Origin of the sequence: Pseudoxanthobacter sp. (assembly GCF_036822375.1) — a bacterium.
In the GTDB taxonomy this organism is placed as follows: Bacteria; Pseudomonadota; Alphaproteobacteria; order Rhizobiales; family Segnochrobactraceae; genus Pseudoxanthobacter.
This window is the reverse complement of sequence record NZ_DAISHT010000343.1, coordinates 1-2,357: the sequence shown is the minus strand read 5'-3', so window position 1 is coordinate 2,357 and position 2,357 is coordinate 1. Positions and strand designations below refer to the sequence as shown.

General features: G+C 67.0%; 2 protein-coding genes. One reads left to right on the top strand and one right to left on the bottom strand.

What is annotated here, in order from left to right; translation table 11 throughout:
- Window positions 1-200, top strand: a 200-nt coding sequence (locus tag V7067_RS17420) for a DUF465 domain-containing protein (protein WP_334177151.1), incomplete at its 5' end; no start/stop codon positions are given.
- 404 nt (window positions 201-604) lie between these two features.
- On the opposite strand, the gene V7067_RS17415 is transcribed toward V7067_RS17420, so the two are convergent.
- Entirely contained in the window at window positions 605-1,795 is a 1,191-nt protein-coding gene (locus tag V7067_RS17415; protein WP_334177150.1) for an OpgC domain-containing protein, read from the bottom strand.
- Window positions 1,796-2,357 lie beyond the last annotated feature (562 nt).

The following is a 2,357-nucleotide window of genomic DNA, read 5'->3' as shown; positions in this document are numbered from 1 at the left end:
AAAAGGGAGTTCAATCTATGTCGATTGATTCACGTCTGGCCGAACTGAGCCGTCGCCATGCAGCACTCGAACGTGAGTTGCAGGAAGTGATGGCACATCCGAGCATTGATTCCCTTGCCGTGACTGCACTGAAGCGCCGCAAGCTCCAGGTGAAGGAGCAGATCGACCGTACGCGTGTGGACGCGCCCGTCGTTCATTGATCGGGCTCCGCCTGAACAACAGCTGGCGCGACCCGGACATCGTTTCGGGTCGTGACCGTTCTCCGTCAGCATATTTCCCCTCGGAGCAGGGCCTGCCGGGCCCGTCCGGGGTTTTGCTTTTCCGCCCCGGCGCTTTTGCAGACCGCCGCCCGGCGGCCTTTCCGGGTCCGTTGCCGGCGGTGTCACGCGCCCCGTGAGTAACGCACCTCAGGACCGGTAGCGGTGCCGGCCGCCCCTTTTCTTTCCGGCTGCCCCTTTTCTCCTCTGCGGGCAGGAAAGCCCGTCAACGGAAGCCCGGCCGGCAAAAACACCCCGCCGACAGAAACGCCCCGAACCGTCGCCGGTCCGGGGCGTTCTGGTTTCAGGCGGGTGCCCTCCGGCACGCCGCGTCAGGGCATCCGGTATCAGCGGCCGGCGGAGCGGGCCAGTGCCGCCTCCGCGGGCGCCCGGCCGGCAGCCGGGCGCGGGGCCGTGATCGCTTTCCAGAGGTCGAGCCACATCGCCAGACCGAGCTGCAGGCCGAGGCCGGAGATGATGATCACCGCATCGGCGGCGAACGTGCCCCCGGTGCGCCGTTCCAGCACCTGCCCGACGACCGACAGCAGCGCCCCGAAGCAGAACACCGGCAGCGAGTGACGGCCCATCCGCGACAGCGGGTTGGCGAGCCCGGAGCGCATGATGCGCGCATCGATCCAGCCATAGGGCAGGTGAGCGACCACATAGATCAGGGCCAGCGCATGCACCATGCGCGGCAGGGCCAGAGTGGCCTTGTCGAAGGTGTAGAGGAAGTTCGGCACCGGCAGAGAGCCTTCCAGCGGCCACAACTGCCCGAACTGGATCACCGCGCCGGCCACCAGCACCAGCACGGCAAGACCGTAGACGGCGCCATTGAACGGCACCGGCTCGCGCCCGCTGTAGAGCGCCCCGGCGATGAAGCCGATGGTGAACAGCAGTTGCCAGGAGAACGGATCGAAGAACCACGCGCCGTCTTCCGGCACGTTCGGCAGGGCCCATCCGCCGAGGTGGGCGATGGCATAGAGCGCAAACGAGGCCGAGAACGCCATCGACAGATTGCGCCGCGCCAGCACCATCAGCACCGGCAGCCCCGCCAGCAGCACCACATAGAGCGGCAGGATGTTGAAATAGCCGATCTGGTAGGCGAGCGTCGCCAGCCCGACCATGGCGTGAACCGGGTCGCGAATGAAGAAATCGAGCCCGTTCACCTTGGTCCAGTGCGCATCGGACAGCCAGATCGCCGCGCCGAAATAGAGCGCGATGGCCCCCACCAGCGTAACGACATGGGCCATGTAGAGCTTGCCGACGCGCTGATAGACCCTGACAGACGCATAGACCGGCGCGCCGCCCATGAACTTGGTGAAATAGGCGATCGCCGCCGAGAAACCGGACAGGAAGACGAAAATCTCGGCGCTGTCCGACACGCCAAAGTTGCGCAACGTCAGCTTCTCGAATACATTTCCCGGCACATGATCGATAAAGATCATCACCAGTGCCAGACCGCGCCAGAAATCGATGCGGTGGTCCCGGAAGCGGGCCGGCATGGCTGCCGGCGAAAGGGGCTGATTACGCTCGCTCACTCGTCCATACCTCTGCCCGCATCCCTCTGGCCCGCATTCCGCTGCCTGCATCCCGCTGCCTGCCTGCATCCCGTCACCGGTCATCCCGTTGCCGGTGCAGGCGTTGCGGGCGGCGGGCGCGGCTTTCTGTCGCCGGCCCCTCATCCGTCCGCGGCCCCTGCGGTCCCTTGCCGCCAGCGGGGCGCAACCAGCGGGTTTGCTGCCGTCCGTCACACGCCCCTTCGACCAAAGTGGCATAGACCATTGTATCGTATAGGCAATTCGATCCGCCTCGCAGGCCGCAGACTAGGCCGTTGGGCTAATTTCGCCCCCGGCCCGCACGCGCTAAAGCAAATCTGGGCCTGACCCGAGGCCCCCGCTGCCATCGGGCCGACCGCCGCAACCGCCCCTTCCGGGCCGCTGGCCGACGGCATCCGGTCCCCCCGGCGCAGCAACGACAGCGCACCGCAAATGCGGCGCGACAGAGGCATGGCCGGCGGGCCGGATTGCGCGGCGGCGGGAAATCCCCCGGTCCGGCCGCGCCGCCGGCCACCGACAGGGCGCACTCTGCGCCCGGGTGACG